The organism is Rhodococcus maanshanensis NBRC 100610, from assembly GCF_001894865.1.
Lineage (GTDB): Bacteria > Actinomycetota > Actinomycetes > Mycobacteriales > Mycobacteriaceae > Rhodococcus_G > Rhodococcus_G maanshanensis.
In genome coordinates this window covers 79975-98354 of the sequence record NZ_BCXA01000012.1, presented here as the reverse complement: position 1 = coordinate 98354, position 18380 = coordinate 79975, and the positions used below count along the sequence as shown (strand labels likewise).

The 18380-nt window shown below is 70.3% G+C and carries 19 protein-coding genes and 1 tRNA gene; 6 read left to right on the top strand and 14 right to left on the bottom strand.

Going from position 1 to position 18380, the window contains the following annotated elements:
- Positions 1–79 precede the first annotated feature (79 nt).
- The gene (locus tag RM1_RS06425) at positions 80–304 is read left to right on the top strand and encodes a hypothetical protein (RefSeq protein WP_072750506.1); all 225 of its coding nucleotides are present in this window, start codon (positions 80–82) and stop codon (positions 302–304) included.
- Positions 305–444: 140 nt separating this feature from the next.
- Complete coding sequence (locus RM1_RS06420) at positions 445–666, top strand: hypothetical protein (RefSeq protein WP_072750505.1); 222 nt, start codon at positions 445–447, stop codon at positions 664–666.
- A 26-nt stretch (positions 667–692) separates the two neighbouring features.
- On the opposite strand, the gene RM1_RS06415 is transcribed toward RM1_RS06420, so the two are convergent.
- The 5 genes from RM1_RS06415 to RM1_RS06395 form a co-directional block, all read right to left on the bottom strand.
- A complete protein-coding gene (locus tag RM1_RS06415; protein ID WP_245816108.1) occupies positions 693–1868 on the bottom strand; it encodes an MFS transporter in 1176 nt (391 codons plus the stop codon).
- Positions 1869–1966: 98 nt separating this feature from the next.
- A complete protein-coding gene (locus tag RM1_RS06410; RefSeq protein ID WP_072750503.1) occupies positions 1967–2623 on the bottom strand; it encodes a GntR family transcriptional regulator in 657 nt (218 codons plus the stop codon).
- A 63-nt stretch (positions 2624–2686) separates the two neighbouring features.
- The gene (locus RM1_RS06405) at positions 2687–2884 is read right to left on the bottom strand and encodes a hypothetical protein (protein WP_027500443.1); all 198 of its coding nucleotides are present in this window, start codon (positions 2882–2884) and stop codon (positions 2687–2689) included.
- Positions 2885–3059: 175 nt separating this feature from the next.
- On the bottom strand, positions 3060–3482 hold the full coding sequence (locus RM1_RS06400) for a DUF2752 domain-containing protein (protein ID WP_072750502.1): 423 nt from the start codon (positions 3480–3482) through the stop codon (positions 3060–3062).
- Positions 3483–3498: 16 nt separating this feature from the next.
- The gene (locus RM1_RS06395) at positions 3499–4224 is read right to left on the bottom strand and encodes an RDD family protein (protein WP_072750501.1); all 726 of its coding nucleotides are present in this window, start codon (positions 4222–4224) and stop codon (positions 3499–3501) included.
- A gap of 211 nt (positions 4225–4435) precedes the next feature.
- Between RM1_RS06395 and RM1_RS06390 the strand changes: the two genes are divergently transcribed.
- Positions 4436–4801: a PH domain-containing protein gene (locus tag RM1_RS06390; protein ID WP_072750500.1), complete on the top strand. Its 366-nt coding sequence runs from the start codon at positions 4436–4438 to the stop codon at positions 4799–4801.
- Here RM1_RS06390 and RM1_RS06385 read toward each other — a convergent pair.
- On the bottom strand, positions 4791–5477 hold the full coding sequence (locus RM1_RS06385) for an EthD domain-containing protein (protein WP_072750499.1): 687 nt from the start codon (positions 5475–5477) through the stop codon (positions 4791–4793). The genes RM1_RS06390 and RM1_RS06385 overlap by 11 nt on opposite strands.
- Positions 5478–5670: 193 nt before the next feature.
- Here RM1_RS06385 and RM1_RS06380 point away from each other — a divergent pair, with 193 nt between their 5' ends.
- Positions 5671–6486 (top strand): MBL fold metallo-hydrolase, encoded by an 816-nt coding sequence (locus RM1_RS06380; RefSeq protein ID WP_245816083.1) that lies wholly within the window; start codon positions 5671–5673, stop codon positions 6484–6486.
- Between the two features lie 12 nt (positions 6487–6498).
- On the opposite strand, the gene RM1_RS06375 is transcribed toward RM1_RS06380, so the two are convergent.
- The 3 genes from RM1_RS06375 to RM1_RS06365 all read right to left on the bottom strand — a co-directional run bounded on the left by RM1_RS06375 (position 6499) and on the right by RM1_RS06365 (position 8096).
- Positions 6499–6681: a hypothetical protein gene (locus tag RM1_RS06375; RefSeq protein WP_072750498.1), complete on the bottom strand. Its 183-nt coding sequence runs from the start codon at positions 6679–6681 to the stop codon at positions 6499–6501.
- A gap of 76 nt (positions 6682–6757) precedes the next feature.
- Positions 6758–6833: transfer RNA gene (locus RM1_RS06370), tRNA-Thr, on the bottom strand.
- 69 nt (positions 6834–6902) lie between these two features.
- The gene (locus RM1_RS06365; protein ID WP_027500392.1) at positions 6903–8096 is read right to left on the bottom strand and encodes a DNA polymerase III subunit delta'; all 1194 of its coding nucleotides are present in this window, start codon (positions 8094–8096) and stop codon (positions 6903–6905) included.
- Between the two features lie 90 nt (positions 8097–8186).
- Here RM1_RS06365 and RM1_RS06360 point away from each other — a divergent pair, with 90 nt between their 5' ends.
- Positions 8187–8576, top strand: coding sequence for a VOC family protein (locus RM1_RS06360; RefSeq protein WP_072750602.1), 390 nt, complete (start codon positions 8187–8189; stop codon positions 8574–8576).
- On the opposite strand, the gene RM1_RS06355 is transcribed toward RM1_RS06360, so the two are convergent.
- The 4 genes from RM1_RS06355 to RM1_RS06340 form a co-directional block, all read right to left on the bottom strand.
- Positions 8513–9256, bottom strand: a complete 744-nt coding sequence (locus RM1_RS06355) for a helix-turn-helix domain-containing protein (protein WP_072750497.1) — start codon at positions 9254–9256, stop codon at positions 8513–8515. The two genes, RM1_RS06360 and RM1_RS06355, sit on opposite strands and share 64 nt — an antisense overlap.
- Positions 9257–9285: 29 nt before the next feature.
- Positions 9286–12207, bottom strand: coding sequence for a type I DNA topoisomerase (topA, locus tag RM1_RS06350; RefSeq protein ID WP_072750496.1), 2922 nt, complete (start codon positions 12205–12207; stop codon positions 9286–9288).
- Between the two features lie 102 nt (positions 12208–12309).
- Positions 12310–12894: a hypothetical protein gene (locus RM1_RS06345; RefSeq protein WP_072750495.1), complete on the bottom strand. Its 585-nt coding sequence runs from the start codon at positions 12892–12894 to the stop codon at positions 12310–12312.
- Between the two features lie 138 nt (positions 12895–13032).
- Positions 13033–13236 (bottom strand): cold-shock protein, encoded by a 204-nt coding sequence (locus tag RM1_RS06340; protein ID WP_005248460.1) that lies wholly within the window; start codon positions 13234–13236, stop codon positions 13033–13035.
- Between the two features lie 388 nt (positions 13237–13624).
- Between RM1_RS06340 and RM1_RS06335 the strand changes: the two genes are divergently transcribed.
- On the top strand, positions 13625–15958 hold the full coding sequence (locus tag RM1_RS06335; RefSeq protein WP_072750494.1) for a DEAD/DEAH box helicase: 2334 nt from the start codon (positions 13625–13627) through the stop codon (positions 15956–15958).
- Here RM1_RS06335 and RM1_RS06330 read toward each other — a convergent pair.
- Positions 15955–18372 carry a lysylphosphatidylglycerol synthase domain-containing protein gene (locus RM1_RS06330; protein ID WP_072750493.1) on the bottom strand — a complete coding sequence of 806 codons (2418 nt, stop codon included), beginning with the start codon at positions 18370–18372 and terminating at the stop codon, positions 15955–15957. The genes RM1_RS06335 and RM1_RS06330 overlap by 4 nt on opposite strands.
- Positions 18373–18380 lie beyond the last annotated feature (8 nt).

Genomic DNA, 18380 nt, shown 5'->3' with positions numbered 1-18380 from the left:
TGTGGTGGATAGCGGCGGTGGGTGCTGACACGCGACTCTTGTCGTGTCAGCAAAACCACCACCCAGCAAGGAGATTCACATGTCGAACACGATCAAGCGAACCATTGCCGCCCTCGCCCTCTCGGCCGCCGCCCTGGGCGCAGGCGCTGGTGTTGCATCCGCCGACCCGAACGGCGGGAACGGCGGCTCGTTCAACGTCGGCGTCGGCGGCATCCAGCTGCTCTCGAACGGCAACAACCAGGGCTCGCCGAACGTGGGCAACGGCGGCGCAGGCGGCAGCTGCGCCTTCGTGACGTTCTGCTGATCGCGACCAGTTCTTGCCTGGGGCAAGTCCTCGTCTCAGCACAGGGGCCCGGCCCGCCTCCTCGCCCGAGGCCGCGCCGGCCCCCTGAGCAGGGTCGCCTCGTGCCGCCCCGACCGCCCTCCCGACCGAAAGGCCCCGACATGTCCACCAGAACCCTCAACCGCGCCGCCGCCGCGCTGGCCACCGCCGCATTCGTCCTCACGGCGGGTGCAGGCATCGCCTCGGCACAGCTCCCCAGCGACAGCTTCAACGCGAGGGCAGGCGAGACCGCCGTCGGCCCGCTGTCCACGCCCGGCGTTGGCGCCAATCTGACGGGTGTAGAGATCGGCGACCTCCGCGTTCCGGTCCCCCTGCCCGCCTAGGCCCGCCGCCACCTCGCCACCCGCTGTCAGCGGGTCGGCAGGTGCGATCGGCTCTTGACCAGCACCAGCACCAGGGACGCCGCGGCGACGACGGCGCCTATCAGGAACAGCAGCGGGTAGCTGAACACCGTCGGCCAGGCCTGCACACACAGCGCCATCGCCGCGGGGACCGCGAACCCGATGTAGGTCAGCGAGTAGAACACCGCGGTGAGCCCGGCAAGGTCGTCGGGGCGCGCGATCCGCTGGATCTCCTGCAGCCCGGATACCAGCGCCATGCCGTAGCCACCGCCGAGCACGACGGCCGCCGCCAGCGCCAGCGGGACCGTCAGCCGGTCGGCGGCGACCGCGGCGACGGTCATACCCACCACCAGGATCGCGAGCGCGACGGCAACCGCCCTTGCGCTGCGCGGGGTGTCGATGCGCCTGCCCACGGCCTGGATCGAGAACCCCCCGGCCAGCGCGACCACGCAGAGCAGCGCCGAGAACGCGACAGGACGACCCCCGCTGTGCTCGGCCATCAGCGCGGGCATCACCGCGTAGGCGCAGCTGGCCGACCCGAACACCCACGGCGCGAGCGGGACGATGACGTACCGGAAGCGCAGGTGCCCGGCCGCCGGGATCCGCAAGTCCTCGCGGAGCGGGACGCGCTGATCGGCGGGCACCACGGGCCGGGTCTCCGGCGTCGCGAACAGGGCGACCCCCGCGACCACGGCGATCGAGATGTGCACCAGGTACGCCAGTGCGCTCGGCCACGGCGCCCACTGCGCCAGCACGCCCGCGACCCCGGCGCCGAGGGCGAACCCGGCGGTCAGGCTCATGGCCGCGCGCCTGGCACCCGAACCGGCGCCCGCGCGCCGATCCCACGGCTCCGCCGACAGTTCCTTGAGCCAGCTGCCGCCGACCGCCATGCCGATGCCGAGACCGATGCCGCTGAGGATGCGTCCGCCGACGAGCAGCACGGAGCTGTCCGCTCCGGTGGCGAGCACAAGGGATCCGGCCGCCGCGATGAACGGGGCGGGCAGCATCACCGGCCGTCGGCCGAGCCGGTCCGACAGCGGCCCGCCGATGAGCAGGGCGGGCACGATGCCGAACACGTACGCGAACAGGAAGCTGTCCACCACCACCGGGGAGTAGCCGTGGTCGAGGCGGTACATCACCAGCAGCGGGGTGAACTCGTTGCCGCCCCACGCGACAGCGAACATCGCCGCGGACACGAGCGCCCACGGCGCCACGGTCCGGTTCCGCGCACGGCGGCCGAGCGCGGCCGGTGCGGTGTCGGCCCTGGTGCCGGTCTGCACGCTCATCGGGCACCGGCCGACAGCAGCGGCAGGCCGTGCACGCGGCGCATGTGCACCGTGACGGCGGCGTCGTAGCCGTCGGCGTCCGCCGATTCGACCAGGTCGGCCAGCGCCGTGTGATCGTCGATGATCGACGCGAGCTGCAGCGGGTCCCTGGCCAGCGAGCGCGCGGTCATTCGCCGCTGCCGCTCGCGCAGGCGGGCGTAGAAGGTGACGAGCAGCGGGTTGCCGCCTGCGCGCACGATCAGCCCGTGAAAGTCGGCGTCGAGGCCGCTGAACCCGTCCACGTCCCCGCTCGCCGCCGCCTCGCGCTGAGCGACGAGGTTCGCGCGCAGGGCCGAGGCCAACCCGGTCCTGGCGGTCTCGTTGCCGGCGACGGTCCGGACGGCGTCCGTCTCGACAAGCCTGCGCGCGGCCACGACGTGTTCGGCCTCGCCGTCGGCGACGGGCACGATCAGCGCCCCGCGCTTGGGGTAGAGCCGCATCCAACCCTCGGCCTCGAGCCGGAGGAACGCCTCGCGGACGGGGGTGCGACTGGTACCCATCTCGGCGGCGATCTCGCCCTCACTGATCAGCTCACCACCGGGCAGCGCGGCGGACAGGATCCGCTCCTTCACCTCGCGGTAGACGACCTCCGCCGCCGAATGCAACTTAGACACAAGATGTATTTATACCGGCCGCGCGCAGCACCGCCGCAGGTGGGGTGGTATTTCTGGGGTGGCCTATGGCACCCAGTACTTGGCCGCGAGGTGCTCGATCACGGGATCGTCGTCGAGCGCCTCGTCCAGTGCGGCGAGGTCGTCGTCGAGCGCGACCAGCCGCGGATCGTTGCCCTCGCCGCGCTCGGAGGGATGGCCGCCGTCCTCGGCGATCTGACGAAGCAGCTTCTCCCGCACGCGGTCCTTCAGCGATTCGGCCATAGCTGAGCATTGACCAGAGCGACCGCCGCTGTCGACCGGACGCGCCGAATCAGTCGTCGTGCTTGCGGAACACCCGACGCGCGACCGGGATGAGGACGACCAGCGCGCCGACGAGCACGATCAGCGAGAAGATCTGCATTGCCATCGGATACCTCCAGGTCGAGTTCATCGGTCGTCAGGTCGGCGCGAGCACCGCACCCCACGGGGTGTTACGCACCACGGTGAACACCGCCGACAACACCAGTATCGCGATCGTGGCGGACCGGCCGAGCACGATCATCCGGTCGTCGACCCCGCCCCACCGCCGCCGCAGCCAGCGCATCCACGCCACCGCCAATACCAGCACCAGCGGCAGGATCAGCACGTTGCTCGACAGCGACCCGATCAGGTCCCCGTGGGTGAGGTCGTTCACCGCGCGCAGCCCACCGCAGCCCGGGCACCACCAGCCGGTGAGCACGTGGAACGGGCAGAACCCGTAGGCGCCCGCGCGGTGCGGGTCGCGCAGGTAGAGCAGGGTCGCCGCGCCGAGGCCTGCCGCCGCGACGGCCATCGGCGCACGCATCGAGCGGGCCCTGCTCCCCGTCTGCATCACCGTCATCGCGTCACCATGACACTCATTGCGGGGCCGTCACCGCGCCCTTGATCACGACAGAGGTGACCAGCATGTCGTGCCAGCACCGATGCCGCGGATCCCACAGCGGCCACAGGAAATTCAGGAAGCAGAGGTCGCCGAGAATCCACAGCAGCAACCACCGCACCAACGCCATGCCTGGACCGAGGGGCCGTCCGTCCGCCTCGCGGACCACCGAGATGCTCAGCCACTTCTTGCCGAGCGTCTGCCCGGTGTTGCCCTGCCGGAACACCATGTTCCAGACCAGCAACGCGAGCGCCAGCAGAATCCCGGCCACCATGATGGCCACGCCGACGCCGTTGACATTCGTCAGCTCGGTGTCGGAGTCGTAGTAATAGTCGCCCGAGTAGGTGGTCGTGACCGAGCTCGAGTCCTTGAATGCGATGAATGCCCCGAGCCCCGCGAGCAGGTAGCCGGGCAGCGGGACCACGATCCGGTCGAGCAGATACGCGCCGACCCGAGACCACCAGGAGGCATACGGGTAGGCGGGCGGTGGCGGACTGCCGTAGGGCTGGCCCGGCGGCGGATAGCCCGGCTGTTGCGGGTACTGCGGCGCGCCGCCGTAGGGCGGCTGACCTGGCGGCGGGTACTGCGGGGCACCGTACTGCGGCGGCCCGTACTGCGGCGGCTGCTGGCCGTACGGGGGCTGGGGCGGCGGCGGACCTGGCGACGTCGGGCCGGGCTGCTGGGGCTGATTCGGGTCCGACATGGCGCCACTTCCTGTCCGCAGGGTGGTGGTTCACTTCCCAAACCATAGCCCGGAACGACATTCGGCCACGGTCCTTGTCCGGCCGGTTCTCGAGGGCTACATTTCGCCTGATCCCAAAGCACAGGCAACGACGCCGGGATCGCGAGTGTCGAGGGTCTTCTACGTCGGCTCCTGAGACTGCGAGACGAACGGCAGCGACAAGGAGACAGACATGACCGAACCGATATTCGACAAGTCCGAACAGCTCAAGCAAGTACAGCAGGCGATTCTCGAGGGCGAGACGATCATCGCCGTCTACGACTGCATCGGTGCGGGCACCGGATTCATCGGACTGACCGATCTCCGCGTCGTCATTCAGGACAAGAGCTTCGTCGGCAGCAGAACCGCGATCACGTCCATTCCGTACAAGAATGTCCGGTCGGTGTCCTTTCTCAGCAACAAATCGTGGGCCGGACATTTCTTCTCGTCGAGCAGCATCGCCGTTGACATCGGCCAGCAGACCTACGAGGCCGATTTCCGCGGCATCGAGAAGGCGCAGCACGTGCACCGGGTGATCCTGGAGCAGATCACCAGGTAGGCCGCTCCCCGGTCCGGTCGTACACATATCGACTGGTGGGGATCACGTCCACGTCGGTGCTCGCGCCGAAGGTGGCGGTGCTCTCGATCATCCGCGCCACCCGGCGCCCGAGCTCGGCGTCGTCCCCTGCGCTCCCGTAGAACGCGTGCGGATCGGTCATCGCGGCCATCGGGAACAGTTCCTCGACAAGAGCGTCGACCCGGGCGCCCGCGGTGAGCGGCTCGACCACGGTGTTCTGCACGTAGCCGAAGGTGGCCTGGGTCTCGATCGCCACGGTGGTGTGGTGGTTCTGCCAGCGGTCGAGCCATTCGGGTCGATCCATCCCGGCGGGGATCCGCAGCAGTGCGACGTTGGCCAGGGCCTCGGTGCGGACTCCGTTCGCTGTCGATGGCGCAGGCATCAACACCCGTTCCTCGACCACCCATCCCGCGATTCGGTCGGCAGCCGCCGAGAGGGCTTCGGTGACGGCCGCGAGCTCGTGCGGAATCCAGATGCTGACGATGGCACCGACGGGCCGCTCGTAGGTCGTCAGGCGGAGCTGCGCGGGCGCCACGTCGGCATCGTCGATGTTGACCTGGAACCTGGTGGCTCCGAGCGCGGCGAGTCGCTCGCGGAGCTGCTCAGCGAACAACGTGTCCGACAAGCGCGGCCCCCAGAGGGCGTACATCAACTTCATCGTCGAATCCTCTCTGCGGCCTGGCATTCCGGCGCAGTCCAGCCCGGGCGATCCAGCCGCGACCCAAAGTAGGGTACGCATCGCCCCGGTCAATACCCGACACTCGGGTTCCGAATCCGACCACGTGATCCCGGCGGCTCTGGCGCCGGTCCGCTGTTGCGCCGGACACGACCAGGCCGCAGAGTTGTCGATCGTGAGCCAACGCATCCACCACCTCAGCTGCGCGACGATGTGCCCCAGCGCAGGCCTCGTCCCTGGCCTCGCCCCGTCACGCCTGGTCGCCCACTGCCTGCTGGTCGAGGGACCGGAGGGCCTGACGCTGGTGGACACCGGCTTCGGCACGGCCGACGTCGCCGATCCGGTCGGCAGGCTCGGCAGGCCGTTCGTGATGTCGGTCGGCGCCAGGATGAACCTCGCGCTCACCGCCGTCGCCCAGGTGCGCGCGCTCGGCTACGACCCGTCCGACGTCCGCGACATCGTGGTCACCCACCTGGACGGCGACCACGCGGGCGGCCTCGGCGACTTTCCGTGGGCGCGCGTGCACGTGCACGCCGACGAGCTCGCGACCGCGCGCACCAGGCCGACGCTGCTCGACAAGACGCGGTACAGCGCGAAACAGTGGGCGCACGATCCGACCTGGGTCGAGCACCGCCCCGGCGGCGACCGGTGGTTCGGCTTCGAATCGGTGCAGGCGGTCAGCGAGGACGTGCTGCTGATACCGCTGCGCGGACACACCTTCGGGCACAGCGCGGTGGCGGTGCGTCGTCCCGGCGGCGGCTGGTTCCTGCACGCGGGCGACGGGTACTACTTCGCCGACGAGAAGCTGACCCCGCCCTCCTGCCCGCCGGGCCTGCGGGCGACCCAGATCCTGATGGAGATGGATCGCCGGTCGCGAATCACCAACCAGGGCAGGCTCCGCGAACTGCACGCCGCACACGGCGACGAGGTCACCATCATCTGTGCGCACGACGCGAGCGAGTTCGACGCGCTCGCCGCCGTCACCGACTGAGCGCGGGTCGGGCTACCCGGCGAGGTCGTCCGGGCCGATCGGGTCGGCGTCCCAGAGCGCCTGGGTGACCGACGGGCGGGTCCGGAACCGGTTGGCGACGACGAACCCCACCGCGACGAGCGCGCCGACGGCGGCTCCGGTCACGACGCGGCGACAGGCGCGGGTGGACTTCGTCGGCTCGAGTTCGGTGGTCATGTGAGGAGTCTCCCGCACTCGCGCGCCGAACTCGAAAGGCCCCTCTCCCGCGGGTGCGGGCGAGGGGCCTTTCGAGTGGAGCCGCCTAAGAGAATCGAACTCTTGACCTTTTCATTACGAGTGAAATGCTCTACCGACTGAGCTAAGGCGGCGTGCCCGACCTCGCGGTCGAGCCAGAGGGAGTCTAGCGGCTCACCCCGCGGATGCGAAAACGGCCCCCACTACTTCAGCTCGGCACCCAGCTTGGCGACCATCGCGGCCACCGCGAACCGGGGCTTGACGTTGATCGAGAGCGCCTCGCGGCACTCGAGCACCGCCTCGACACACCGCAGCAGCGCCTCGGGGCTGCCCGCCGCGGCCATCTTCCTGACCTGGTCCGCCTTGTCCGGGTGGTTCGGCTGCGCCCCCGACCCCAGCGCGACCGCCAGCGCGTCCCGGTACAGCCCCGCCAGGTCCATCAGGGCGCGGTCGAGGCTGTCGCGGCCGGTCCTGGTGGCCCGCGACTTCTGCCTGCGCTCGAGGTCCTTGAGCGCCCCGGCCGACCCGCGCAGCGCGCCGGCCGCCCCCTTGCCGGTCCCGCCCGCGCCGAGGGCGGTGCGCAGTTCCTCGGTCTCGCGTTCGTCGCGGGCCGCGCTCATCTCCTTGGCCTCGGCCTCCGCGGCCCGGACCAGCTCGTCGGCGGCGGCGTATCCGGTGGCCGGGCGGGTCGCCGCGGAGGCGATGCCCAGTGCCTGGCCGCGCCGCGTTCGGGCCTCCTCGTCCGTCGCCAGCCGTCGGGCCCTGCCGACGTGGCCGCCACTGATCGAGGCGGCCAGCAGCGCGGTCTCGGCGTCGAGCTGATCGCGCTCGCGCAGCACCCCGGCGATCGCCTCCACCGACGGGGTCACCAGCGCCACGTGCCTGCACCGGGACCGCAGCGTCACCGAGATGTCCTGCGGGTCCACCGAGGGCGCGCACAGCAGGAACACGGTCCGCGCAGGCGGCTCCTCGACGACCTTGAGCAGCGCGTTGGCCGCGCCCTCGGTCAGCCGGTCCGCGTCCTCGATCACCACCACCTGCCAGCGCCCGGTGCTGGGGCGCCGCGACGCGGTCTGCACGATGCCGCGCATCTCCGCGACGCTGATGCTCAGCCCCTCCGGGATCACCCGGCGCACGTCGCCGTGGGTTCCGGCCATCGTTGTCGTGCAGGCGTGGCATCGCCCGCACCCGGGTTCGCCCTCGTCGGTGCACTGCAGCGCGGCGGCAAAGCACAGCGCCGCGACGGAGCGTCCGGAGCCGGGCGGCCCGGTGAACAGCCAGGAGTGCGTCATCAGCGAACCCGCCGATTCGGCGCCGCCCCTTGCCGCCCTCGCGGCACCGGTCAGCTCCACCTCGACGTGCTCCTGGCCGACCAGTCGATCGAATACTCCCGCCACGGGCCGAGCCTATCGGGCGGGGCCGACGCCACCGGGCGGGTGTCCGAAACGTTCAAGACGGTCCAGGCCGCAGGGAACTACCGTCGCGGCATGACACCACAGCTCTCGATGATCGGTCTCGCCGTCGCGGACCTGTCCCGATCCTTCGACATCTACCGGCGGCTCGGCTTCGACCTGCCGGCCGATCCCGGCCAGGAGAAACACCACGAGATCACCCTGGCTGGCGGACTGCGGGTCGCCTGGGACACCCTCGAGGTCATCCGCAGCTTCTCCCCCGAGTTCACGCAGGGGACCGGTGGCCCCTCGATGGCCTTCGACTGCGGCACGCCCGAAGCGGTCGACGCCAAGTTCAGCGAGCTCACCGAGGCAGGCTGCGCCGCGGAGTCCAAGCCGTGGGACGCGTTCTGGGGACAGCGCTACGCGGTCGTCAGGGACCCGGACGGCCACGGTATCGAGCTGTTCTCGGCCCTGCCCGGCTGACCGAGGAGCCCCGTCATCGAGGCCCCGGACAACGCCCGGACCTCCCTGGCCAGGTGTGCCTGATCGCTGAAGCCCGCCTCCGCCGCGACCCTGGCGAGCGGGACACCCGCGCGGGCGAGCGCGAGCGCGCGGTCGAAGCGGAGCACCCTGGCCAGCGTCTTCGGGCCGTACCCGAATGCGGACAAGGACTTTCGGTGCAGACGGCGTTCGCTCCAGCCCACATCCGCGGCGACCTGCGCCACCGGGACACCGCGGGCCAGCCGCGCCGCGATCGCGGTCTCGACGGGACCCCCCACCCCGTCGAGACGGTCGCGTGCCGCCGCACTGATCGCCCGCAGCGGATCCGCCTCGGCGGCATGGAAGAGCCTGCGCACCATCGCATCCGGCCACAGCTGATCCAACGGCACCCGGACGTCCCGCAGCTCGTCGGCGCGGACACCGAACACATGCGGACCGACACCTGGCGCGAACCGCAAGCCGATCGCCCTGGTACCCGCGGCGGTGGTGCGGTGCGCCCGGGTGTCCGGGCCTGCCACCAGCAGCCCGCCGCAGTGCCAGATCAGATCCATGCACCCGTCGGGCAGGACCAGGGTGCCTTCGTCCTGCTGCGGGCGGGGCCCGGCGATCACCGACCAGGCGACCGTCCCCGGAACCTCCGCGCGCAGTTCCCGATACGCCACCTCGGCTACACCACCTCAGCGCGGGTCGGTCAGGACTTCTTCGCTGCAGCCTTCTTCGCGGCCGCCTTGGCAGGCGCCTTCTTGGCCGCGGTCTTCTTCGCAGCGGCCTTCTTGGCAGGCGCCTTCTTCGCGGCGGCCTTCTTCTTCACCGGGCCACGCGCGCGCCGGTCGGCGAGCAGCTCCGAGGCGCGCTCGTCGGTGATGGTCGCGACATCGTCGTCCTTGCGCAGGCTCGCGTTCGTCTCGCCGTCGGTGACGTACGGACCGAAGCGGCCGTCCTTGATCACCATCGGCTTGTCCGTCGCCGAGTCCTTGCCGAGCTCACGCAGCGGCGGGGTCGCCGCGCCCGTGCGGCCCCGACGCTTGGGCTCCGCGTAGATCTTCAGCGCCTCCTCGAGGGTCACCGTGAACATCTGCTCCTCGTTCTCCAGCGAACGAGAATCGGTGCCCTTCTTCAGGTACGGGCCGTAACGCCCGTTCTGCGCGGTGATCTCTTCCTTCGACTCCGGGTCGACGCCGACCACGCGCGGCAGCGAGAGCAGCCGCAGCGCGTCCTCGAGCGTCACCGTCGCCACGTCCATGCTCTTGAGCAGCGAGCCGGTCCGCGGCTTCGGGCCCGCGGCCTTCTTGGCGGTCTTCTTCGCGGCGGCCTTCTTCGCGGGCGCCTTGGTCGTGACGGCGCCCTCCCCCTCGGCCGTGACCGGCACGATGTCCGGCTCGGGTTCGGGTTCGGGTTCCGGCTCGGGCAGGATCTCGGTCACGTACGGACCGAAACGCCCCTCCTTCGCGACGATCTCGTGCCCGGTGAGCGGGTCGACGCCGAGCTTGCGACCGTCCTGCGGGGTGGCGAACAGCTTCTCCGCGTACTCGGGCGACAGCTCGTCCGGGGGCAGGTCGTCGGGCAGGTTCGCGCGCTGCGAGACCGGATCACCGTCGGGGTCATCGGGATTGACGACCATGCGCTCGAGGTACGGCCCGAACCGGCCGACCCGCACCACGACGTCGCGGCCCTCGGAATCGGCGAACAACCGGATCGAGTTCACCTCGCGGGCATCGATGTCCTCGAGATTGGTACCGACCATCTTCTTCAGTCCACCGGAGCGCGCGACCGAACCCTCGGCGCCGCGCTCGCCACCGAAGTAGAAGCTGGACAACCAGTTTCCGCGCTGCTCGCGGCCACCGGCGATCTCGTCGAGGTCGTCCTCCATGCCTGCCGTGAAGTCGAAGTCGACCAGCCTGCCGAAATGTGCCTCCAGCAGGCCGATCACGGCGAACGCCACCCAGGACGGCACAAGGGCACTGCCGCGCTTGTAGACGTAGCCGCGGTCCAGGATCGTCTTGATGATCGACGAGTACGTCGACGGTCGACCGATGCCCAGCTCCTCGAGGGCCTTGATCAGGCTGGCCTCGGTGTAGCGGGCGGGCGGGTTCGTCGTGTGACCGTCCGGATCGAGCTTGGTGGCGGTGACCGCCTGCCCGGCGACGAGCACTGGCAGCCGCGACTCGGCGTCGTCGGACTGGCCGCCCGCCTCCTCGTCGACGCTCTCGACGTATGCCTTGAGGAAGCCCGCGAAGGTGATGGTGCGGCCGGACGCGGAGAAGGTGCACTCCTCGCCGGTGCCCGCGGTGCCGGTGATCCGCAGCGTCAGGGTGGTGCCGCGGGCGTCCGCCATCTGCGAGGCCACGGTGCGCTGCCAGATCAGCTCGTAGAGCTTGAACTCGTCGGCGGCCAGCTGCGAGTGCAGCTGCCCCGGGGTGGCGAAGACGTCGCCGGCGGGGCGGATCGCCTCGTGCGCCTCCTGCGCGTTCTTGACCTTGCGGGTGTACTGCCGCGGCGACGGGCTGACGTACTCGGCGCCGTACAGCTCGGTGGCCTGCGCCCTCGCCGCGGAGATCGCCGACGCCGACAGCGTGGTCGAGTCGGTACGCATGTAGGTGATGTGGCCGTTCTCGTACAGCCGCTGCGCGGTCCGCATGGTGCGCTCGGAAGTGAAGCGCAGTTTGCGTGCCGCCTCCTGCTGCAGCGTCGAGGTCATGAACGGCGCGTACGGCTTGCGGGTGTACGGCTTGTCCTCGGCGGACGAAACGGTGAGATCGGTGCCGTGCAGCGCCTCGGCGAGGCGGCGGGCATAGCCCTCGTCCAGCACCGTGACGCCGGTCGACTTCAGCTGGCCGTCGGCCCCGAAATCGCGGCCCGCGGCCACGCGGCTGCCGTCGACACTGACCAGGCGCGCGCCGAAGCTGCGCGGGTTCGCCTCGGCGCCAGCGTCGAGGGTGGCGGAGATGTCCCAGTACTCGGCGGACCGGAAGGCCATCCGCTCGCGTTCGCGCTGCACGATGACGCGCGTCGCCACCGACTGCACTCGGCCTGCCGACAGCTTCGGCATGACCTTCTTCCACAGCACCGGGCTGACCTCGTAGCCGTAGAGGCGGTCGAGGATGCGCCGGGTCTCCTGCGCGTCCACCAGGTCCTGGTCGAGGTCGCGGGTGTCCTCGGCCGCGGCCAGGATGGCGGGCTTGGTGATCTCGTGGAAGACCATCCGGCGGACCGGGATCTTCGGCTTGAGGGTCTCGAGCAGGTGCCAGGCGATGGCCTCGCCCTCGCGGTCGGGGTCGGTGGCGAGGTAGAGCTCGTCGGCGTCCTTGAGCAGGCTCTTGAGCTCGGCGACCTTGGTCTTCTTGTCCGGGCTCACCACGTAGAGCGGCTCGAAGTCGTGGTCGACGTTGACGCCGAGCCGGGCCCACGGCTCACCCTTGTACTTGGCAGGCACGTCCGCCGCACCACGCGGGAGGTCGCGAATATGGCCGACCGAGGCCTCGACGACGTAGTTCTTGCCCAGGTAGGGGGCAATTTTCCTGGCCTTGGTCGGCGACTCGACGATCACGAGACGGCGCGTCTGGTCGGCTGTGGCGGGGCTGTCGCCCGCCGTGTCCTTCTCCCGAGCTGCCACCTTGCTGCCTGCACCTTCCTCGACTCGAAACGGCGATCACTTCAGTAACAGAGTGACACATCCGCGAGACCATCTTTGCAGATCAATCCCGTGTCGACTGTTCTACACCTGCGGCCAGGCCTCGCGCGCCTCCTGCCGGTCAGGGGCCTGCCCGATGTTCTCGACCAGCCGCATCAGCCGCTTGTGCCCCACGATCCTGAGCCCGGGGCCCGCTCCGCGGGTGCCGATGAGGGTGGGGGCGATCCCGGCCCGCATCAGCGATTGGGCGAGCACCGGGTGGGTGTCGGGGGCGTGCGGGTCGAGGCCGAGCACGAACCGATCGCCCTCACCCTCGGACCTGCCCGCGGCCAGCACCCAGGCCCGCAGGGCGCGCGAGTCCGGGATCCAGCCGACGGGCACCGCCTTGACCGCACCCTTGGTCCATTGGGCCGCGAGCGCGGCCAGCTCGGGCACCGATGCGGTGCGGACCAGGGGGCTGCCCTCATCGGATCGGGTGATCTCGGCGGCCAGCCCGGTCTCCTCGATCAGCTCGGCGACGGCGTCGGCCCGCCACGAGGCGTCGACCACGACCGACACCCTGGCCCGGCCGGCGGCGGCGGAGACCTGCCCCTGCGCGGCCAGCAGCCCGCTCAGGTCCGATACCGCGGGCGGCACCGCCTCCGCGGAGAAGAAGGACAGCTGGTTCACAAGAGGGACAGTAGGACAATCCGGCCGTCCGGCCCGCGCTGACACGGCAGGCCGCGCGGAGCCCGGTGGGAAACGACTCGTCCCCCACCACCTCACGGCGCTGGGGGACGAGATGATCCGTCTCGAGGAACGAATGAATCAGACCGCGCGAACGCCGGTGGCCTGGGGACCCTTGGTGCCCTGACCGACCTCGAACTCGACGCGCTGGTTCTCCTCGAGCGTGCGGAAACCGCTGCCCTGAATCTCGGAGTAGTGGACGAAGACGTCAGCGGAGCCGTCCTCGGGGGCGATGAAGCCAAAGCCCTTCTCCGCGTTGAACCACTTCACAGTGCCCTGTGCCATACTTTTCCTTCACTTTCTAACACCGGATTCGGTGAACAGCAGTCAACAGTCCACCGGGCCGGTTCCGACCGCTGTACCGCTGATTTCCCCCTCAGGAAAAGCATCGCCACCGCGCTCGCAACATCGATCCTGCGAGCGCGTACACGAACACAGAAGCTGCGACCACTTATAAGTCAATCACGGTTCGCGCGATGGCAACAGTCGAAATCCAAACAATGGTCGTAAAGAAATGATCTTGTATCCGACGGCGCGTCGGCAACCACTCTATTGGACGCTCGTCAAGTATTGGCAAGGGCTACACAGTGTTAAACACATCCCGGCAAGTACCATCAAAACCGCAGGTGAACGGGCACGTCTACGCGGCCAACCAACGAACTCGGAGTTATCAGTGAGCCAACCGGCCGCCGCAGCAAGCTACGGGCAGTCGCTGCTCGATCGGGTGCTCGCAGGCACCCCCCGCGGCGAAGATCCGCTCACCCACGTGGCGGAACTGCCCGCTCGCGAGTCCCGGTTCACGCAATGGCCATCGTGGATTCACCCCGATGTCGTCGATGCCATGCGCGGCAACGGAATCCCGCTGCCGTGGACGCATCAGGAGGCCGCCGCCTCGCTCGCCGCGGCCGGCACGCACGTCGTGGTCGCCACCGGCACCGCATCCGGCAAATCACTGGCCTACCAGCTGCCCATCCTCACCGCCCTCGCCGAGGACCCGCGCGCGACCGCCCTCTACCTCGCCCCGACCAAGGCCCTCGGGGCCGACCAGATCCGGTCCACCATCGCGCTCACCGAGCAGGCCGAATCGCTCGCGACCGTCTACCCCAACGCTTTTGACGGCGACACCCCGACAGAGGTGCGTCAGTGGGTGCGAGCCAACTCGCGCTGGATCTTCACCAACCCGGACATGCTGCACATCGGCATGCTGCGCTCGCACCAGCGCTGGGCCCATTTCTTTCGGAACCTGCGCTACATCGTGATCGACGAATGTCACTCCTACCGAGGAGTTTTCGGCTCGAACGTGGCACTGGTCCTGCGCAGGCTGAAGCGGATCGCCCGCCGCTACGCCGCCGACCCGGTGTTCATCCTCGCCAGCGCCACCACCGCTGCGCCTGGAGCCGCGGCGTCCCGGCTGATCGGCGCGCCATGCGAGGAGGTCACCGCCGACGGCTCCCCGCACGGCCCGCGGACGGTCGCGCTGTGGGAGCCCCCGCTGATGGCCGAGGTGACCGGCGAGAACGGTGCCCCGGTCCGCCGCGCCGCCGGGTCGGAGGCCGCCCGGATCATGGCCGACCTGATGATCGAGGGCGCCCGCACCCTGACCTTCGTCCGCTCGCGCCGCGGCGCCGAGTTGACCGCGATGGGCACGAAAAGGCTACTCGCGGAGTCCGCCCCGGACCTGACCGAACGGGTCGCCGCCTACCGGGCCGGCTACCTGGCCGAGGACCGACGCGAGCTGGAGGCCTCGCTCGCGGACGGGACCCTGCTCGGCGCCGCGACCACCAATGCCCTCGAGCTCGGGGTCGACATCGCCGGCCTCGACGCGGTGGTGGTCGCGGGCTTCCCCGGCACCGTCGCCTCGTTCTGGCAGCAGGCCGGGCGGTCCGGCCGCCGCGGCGAGGGCTCGCTGGTGGTGCTGGTCGCCCGCGACGATCCGCTCGACACGTACCTGGTCCACCACCCGGCCGCGCTGCTGGAGAAACCGGTCGAGGCCACCGTCACCGATCCGTCCAACCCGTACGTGCTCGGGCCCCAGCTGCTGTGCGCGGCGATGGAGCTGCCGCTCAGCGACGCCGAGGTCGAGCAGTTCGGCGCCGTCGACCTGCTCAACGGGCTCGCCGAGCGGGGGCTCATCCGGCGTCGCGCGCACGGCTGGTTCGTCACTGCGGAGTCCAACCCCCATGCGTCCGTTGACATCCGCGGCGGCATCGGCAAGCAGGTCGCCATCGTCGACGCCGAGTCCGGCCGCCTGCTCGGCACCGTCGACGGCGGCCGCGCCCCCGCGACCGCGCACCCGGGAGCAGTGCACCTGCACCAGGGCGAGTCCTTCGTGGTGGACATGCTCGACCTGGAGGAAGGGCTGGCGCTGGTGCACGCCGAGTCCCCGGAGTGGAGCACCTCGGCGCGCGAGACCACCGAGATCGTCGTCACCTCCCTCCTCGAGCACGCCGAGCACGGCCCGGTCACGGTGGCGCTGACCGAGGTCGAGGTCACCCACCAGGTGGTCGGCTACCTCCGGCGGCTGCCCTCCGGCGAGGTCCTCGACTCCATCGAGCTCGACATGCCGCCCCAGTGCCTGAACACGCGCGCGGTGATGTACACGGTGACACCGGAGTTGATGGAACGGGCAGGCATCACGGCGGACCGGTTCCCTGGCTCGCTGCACGCCGCCGAGCACGCCGCGATCGGACTGCTGCCGCTGGTGGCGACCTGCGACCGCGGCGACATCGGCGGGGTGTCGACGGCGCTGCACCAGGACACCGGGTTGCCGACGGTGTTCGTCTACGACGGCCATCAGGGCGGCGCCGGGTTCGCGGACCGCGGGCACGCCGAGCTGCTGCGCTGGTTGCGCGCCACCAGGGACGCGATCGGGTCCTGCGAGTGCACGGCCGGGTGCCCGTCCTGCGTGCAGTCCCCCAAGTGCGGCAACGGGAACGACCCCCTCGACAAGGACGGCGCGGTCCGGCTGCTGACGGCGGTGGTGGAGGCGCTGAGGGGAACGCGCTAGATGAGGTCGATCTTCTGCATCCAACGCAGGATCGGCCAGCCGGCGAACACCGGCAACCAGCAGGTGAGCACCCGGTACAGCAGCACCGACGGCACCGCGACGGCGGCGGGCACGCCGAAGGCCGCGAGCCCACCGATCAGCGCCGCCTCGACCGCGCCGACACCGCCCGGGGTCGGGGCGGCGGACGCCAGCGTGCCGCCGATCATCGTCACGATCGTGACGGTGACGAAGCTGACCTCGCCGCCGAACGCTTCGACGCTCGCCCAGAGGGCAAGCGCGGCACCGAGAGTGGTGCCCGCACACCCGCCGACGATCAGCAGGAACCGGCCCGGATCACGGGCGAGGTCGAGCAGCTCGGTGCTCACGTCGGCGATCTGGGGGCGCAGCTCGTCGATCAGCCAGCGCCGCAACCTCGGCACGATCATGAAAGCGCCGACCACGCCGAGCAGGACACCGACCACCAGGTAGATGACCGTGGCGTTCGGGATGAAGCCGGACAGGTCCGCGCTCCTGCCCGCCGCGATGCTGAAGAGGATCAGCAGCCCGATGTGGGTGACCACCTGGACGGTCTGCTGCAGCGCGACGGCCGCGGTCGCCCGCACCCCGCCGAGCCCGTTGTGTTGCAGGAACCGCACGCTCAGCGCCAGGCCCCCGACCCCCGCCGGCGTGGTGGTGGCCGCGAAGGTGTTGGCGAACTGCATGATCACCAGGTTCTTGAGCCGGACCGACTCCGAGGCGCAGGCCCACAGCGCCACCGCCGTCCCGATGTACTTCGACACCGACACCACCAGGCCGAGCAGCGCCCACCACCAGTTCGCGGTCTTCAGCTCGGTGAGGAAGGCCGGCACCTGGCTGACGAACGGGTAGGCGACATAGACCAGTCCGATCAGCAGCACCAGCTGGATGATCTGATTCCGGCTGAAGCGGGTGACCTGCTCGGTCTTGATCACCTCGGAGTCGGTCTGGGTCCGGACCTGGTGCCGCGTGGCCGACATCAGCTCGTCCGCGTCCGGCAGCACCCGGCGCAGCCGCTTGGGCATCGCGGCCTTGGTCAACCGGCCCGACGCCGCGAGGACCGCGTCCTCGCCCAGCGTCGCGAGCGCCGCCCGCACCGCGGGTTCCGCCCCGAACCGTGCCCCGGTGGTCAGCAGCAACTGGGCGATGTCCGACTCGAGCTGCGCGTCCGACGCACCGACCTCCGCGTGCGCGAAGCCCTCGAAATGCACTCGGTCCCCGCTGATCCGGAGGTTGTCCGGGCGCAGGTCACCGTGCGCGACCTGATTCGCGTGCAGTATCCGGAGGCCGGACCAAGCGGCCTCGAGGTGCTCGGGCTCCGCCTGCTCGAGCGGGGTCCCCGCGGGCACCGAATGCGCGTAGAGCATCCAGCCCCGCTCGAGTGGGGACACCGCGACGGCCAGGCTGGACGAGAGCCCCATCCGTGCGACCGCGGTCGACATCAGCGCCCGGTGCTCGACCGCCCGGCGCAGCGACGCGTACGGCGCAGGCGTTTCCGAGCTCCGGAAGGTGAGCCAGTGCCAGACCTGGCGGAGGGCGCCCTCGCTGCGCTGGTGCGGCCCGAAGAGCTCGAGGATCACCGCGTCGTCCGCGCCCGCCTTCCGGAGGTCGACGCCGAGATCGACCTTGCGCCAACCGGGACTGCAGTCGGCGGCGAGCACGAGCGGGCCCGATCCGGTGGGGCTGAGCACCGACAACGCGTCCACCCGCAGACCGCGCCTGCCGAGGATCCGGACCGCGAGATCGACCGGGACCTCAAGCGCGGGCGTGCCGACGAACAGCACCACCAGCGCGCCGATCAGCCACCCTGCGGTCAGCCCCAGCATCGACCGCGCGGGGACGACGGCGCTGACGAACAGGTGGATCGGCACGAAGGCCAGCAGCAGCAGCCACCAGATCCGACGCCAGCGGGCGGGCAGCCACGGACCGGACACGGTCAGCATGGCGGCCAGCATCGCGATCCAGCGCGGGTCGTCGAGGAACTGCGACACGAAGGTGTCGAGGTGCCCGTCCAGGTCGAGGTGCCACTTCGGCGCGGACACCCCCGTGCCGGTGATGGACAGCGCGACGACGGCGAGCAGTCCCGCGGTCGCGTACCCCGCGAGCAGCTTCCAGCGTCGGCCCAGGACGAGGCCGACCAGGATCGCGAACGGGAGGATCACGATCGCGGCGCCGTACAGCAGGTAGATCCGGGTCGACACCTCCGGCGAGGCGACCCCGATCAGGTCCGACACCGAGTTCTCCACGGCCTCCCAGCGGCCGCGGGTGATCAGAGACGTGGCGATCACCGCGCCCATGCACAGCGCCGCCAGCACGACACGGAGCTGATCATTGGTACGCCGACGCAACGGCTGCAGGAGGCTGCCCTGGACCGGGATCTCTCGTCCGTCGACTCGCATGGGGTGAT

Coding starts and splice junctions, on each gene's coding strand:
- RM1_RS06425 (WP_072750506.1), top strand. CDS start 80: ATGTCGAACACGATCAAGCGAACCATTGCCGCCCTCGCCCTCTCGGCC.
- RM1_RS06420 (WP_072750505.1), top strand. CDS start 445: ATGTCCACCAGAACCCTCAACCGCGCCGCCGCCGCGCTGGCCACCGCC.
- RM1_RS06415 (WP_245816108.1), bottom strand. CDS start 1,868: ATGTTCGCTGTCGCGTGGGGCGGCAACGAGTTCACCCCGCTGCTGGTG.
- RM1_RS06405 (WP_027500443.1), bottom strand. CDS start 2,884: ATGGCCGAATCGCTGAAGGACCGCGTGCGGGAGAAGCTGCTTCGTCAG.
- RM1_RS06400 (WP_072750502.1), bottom strand. CDS start 3,482: ATGACGGTGATGCAGACGGGGAGCAGGGCCCGCTCGATGCGTGCGCCG.
- RM1_RS06395 (WP_072750501.1), bottom strand. CDS start 4,224: ATGTCGGACCCGAATCAGCCCCAGCAGCCCGGCCCGACGTCGCCAGGT.
- RM1_RS06390 (WP_072750500.1), top strand. CDS start 4,436: ATGACCGAACCGATATTCGACAAGTCCGAACAGCTCAAGCAAGTACAG.
- RM1_RS06385 (WP_072750499.1), bottom strand. CDS start 5,477: ATGAAGTTGATGTACGCCCTCTGGGGGCCGCGCTTGTCGGACACGTTG.
- RM1_RS06375 (WP_072750498.1), bottom strand. CDS start 6,681: ATGACCACCGAACTCGAGCCGACGAAGTCCACCCGCGCCTGTCGCCGC.
- RM1_RS06360 (WP_072750602.1), top strand. CDS start 8,187: ATGACACCACAGCTCTCGATGATCGGTCTCGCCGTCGCGGACCTGTCC.
- RM1_RS06340 (WP_005248460.1), bottom strand. CDS start 13,236: ATGGCACAGGGCACTGTGAAGTGGTTCAACGCGGAGAAGGGCTTTGGC.
- RM1_RS06330 (WP_072750493.1), bottom strand. CDS start 18,372: ATGCGAGTCGACGGACGAGAGATCCCGGTCCAGGGCAGCCTCCTGCAG.